Source organism: Emticicia sp., assembly GCF_049241225.1.
Lineage (GTDB): Bacteria > Bacteroidota > Bacteroidia > Cytophagales > Spirosomataceae > Emticicia.
The window spans coordinates 1-2727 of sequence record NZ_JBMLRC010000413.1 but is presented as its reverse complement, the minus strand read 5'-3'; the positions used below and the strand labels follow the sequence as shown (position 1 = coordinate 2727).

General features: G+C 35.1%; 1 protein-coding gene. It reads right to left on the bottom strand.

Annotated elements, in window-relative coordinates:
* Nucleotides 1-2150 (bottom strand): hypothetical protein (locus tag ACOVO2_RS21320; RefSeq protein ID WP_421771927.1); only part of this gene is annotated, 2150 nt, incomplete at its 3' end.
* Between the last annotated feature and the right edge of the window lie 577 nt (nucleotides 2151-2727).

Sequence of the window (2727 nt, the reverse complement as noted above, 5' to 3'; positions counted from 1 at the left end):
GTTGGATTTATTGTCAGCAGAAAACTGCTTGTGGCTGTTCCTCCTCTTAAACCAACAGCAGTTAAAGTAATAGTAGATGTACCAGTTTGACCAGTGGTAGTAGTAATCATCAAAGTGCGATTCGCCCCCGTACCTTCGAAAGTATATGTAGGTGTAAGGACTGGATTGCTGCTAGAAGCACTGAGTGACGCATCTGTATCTCCTCCCAAAGTAATTATAATGTTATTAATATTTTTACCTTCGCATATAGTTTGATTAGGTACAGTACTTAAAGTAGTAGGATTAGGAGAGTCTACGACCGTGGATAGTGGAATACTACTACAATTATTAATGCTTAGAATGATATTGGTATAGTTTCCGCTTGTTAAGTTGGATATAGTAAGATTACCATCTGAATTCGATGTTGCACTTATATTTTGAGTAATACCTTCATTTCGTTGAAAACTTATACTATATGTTTTGTTTACAGCCAGTCCAGTTATCGAAATGCTACCATCTGTTCCTCCGAAGGTAGTTACAGGAGAAGTATTGTTTATCCTTGGATTCGGTAAGTCACCAATACGAATGGTGGGAGAATACATCACCGTGCAGTTGCCTGCTATAAGGGCGAAGTCTGTATAAATGCCAGGACTCAAATTCGATAGAGTGAAGCTTCTTCCTCTTGTACCTGTTACTGTTATATTCGAACTTTGAGCATCTCCATTCTTTTTGTAATTTAAAGTATATGTGCCTGTATTAACAGAAGTACTAAATACGATACTGCCATTGCTGCCAGTACAAGTTGTAGGATTAGTAATTGTAGTAGCAGAAGCACCTCCTGCTAAATAAATAGCACCAGCAAAAGTTGCTTCGCATGTACCATAGTTTATTTTAAAATCGCTATAATTACCTTCTGTTAAGTTGTCAATTAGGCAAATGTGTCCTCCTCCTTGATTATATACAGACACTGTTCCTGTTTGACTCACACCATTTCGCTTATAAGTCATAGGGTATGTACTTAACGGAGCTGTAAAACCCATATTAGTATTAAATACGATTATTCCTGAAAGTGTACAAGATGCATTTCTTGAGTTGAGTACACTGATTAATTTTGCTTCGGATATAGTAACATTTAAATTGACAGTTTGTGGCCAACAGGATTTTTTGATTGTCAAGGCATAAGTTCCTAAAGATAGATTTTCTCCAATAGTCAATTGTCCAGAAGCATTACTGGTAAGCGTTTGTGGTGTGCCATTCGCACCTAAGGTTACTATATATTCAGTATTTGCTCCTAAGTTGAAAACTATAATGCTTCCGTTGTCAAGTGTGGGGCAATTAGAAGGAGCAACTCCTAAAGCGTTAATAGCTGATGTTGATGGTTGTTGGAATGAAAACCCACCTCCATTTAAGTCTTGAATTATACCCGTATTACTGGTAATCGTACTAATAAGAGAATTGGAAGAGGGTGGAGGATTTGAAACGATTAGTAAGCCAGCGTTATTGAATGTAGCTCCTGTTTCTGTTTTTATAGCACATGTGCTTAAACTCTTGATGATTCCACAAGAAGTATTATTAAAGCGGCCGCCATTTACCCTTATATAATATGTAGAGTTACAAGTATTTTCTTTCAAAAGTATCTGACCAGAATTTTCTAATAAAGCACTGGTATTATTAAGTGAAATCCCGAAAGAACTTACAGACCCAATTGTAAGTTCTGCCCCTGTATTATTTTTAATAATACCTTGGTTTTCAATTCCTACTCCTACATCTGTTCCACCACTTATTAACAACTTTCCATTATTATTAATAGTACCATTGTTAATAACTGCGTAACGAAAGTTAACAGTAACTACACCATTACTAATGGTCAATTGGCTGTTGAGTGTAATATTTAAAGATGTATTTGAGGAAACAATCAAGGCTTTAACGATGGCATCGGTGGTTGTGATTTCAGGATATAAGCCTGCGGTTACATTTATCTGCACAATATCTGTTGCAGTAGGTACACCCGAAGGACTCCAGTTAGTGGCTGTATTCCAGTCTGAAGTGCCTGCCCCTGCGGTCCAAGTTTTATTAGGAGCTTGGGCTAATGTTGTGTTTAGACCTAACAGGCAAAAAGCAATAATAATAAGGCCAATTGATTTTTTTAAAATTAGTATAGTATTCATCATTATTTATGTTGTGGTTTAAACAGTCTGATAGTGTCACACTCATACAAATTTTAAAATATGAGGCATTAACAAAAAGAGACTACAAATACCTTTGCGGTATGAGTTTTTTATAAATGATTAAGATTGCATTTGGTCATTAATCACACTACAGGTCGTATAGATTTATTATAGATATTCTTGTTTGAGTATATTCACTATAACATATGGAGTACAAATATTGATTATTCCAAATTGTTTTTTTTCGTTCATACCGTGAATGGTAGCTTTTTATGCGTGACTGGTAAGAATAATTACGCAGATTATTTACTAAGAAGAAATACAGATTTACAATGCCTATCAACAAATGCGTAATTGAATAGCATATACGAGAAAAAGAGAGTGAAGTTTTGAGAAAAAATATGTAGAGATACGAAGTTTCAAGTATCTTTTATGAAGAATCTTTCTTTACCTGATAGGAAGGATAAATTACCCGCAGCTATTTTTAGAAATTATAAAATATGATTGTTTTTGAAATCATATTTGTCAGGAATGTCGACTGCATCATATGCTTAATAAATATAAAAAGTAGCTCCGAGGG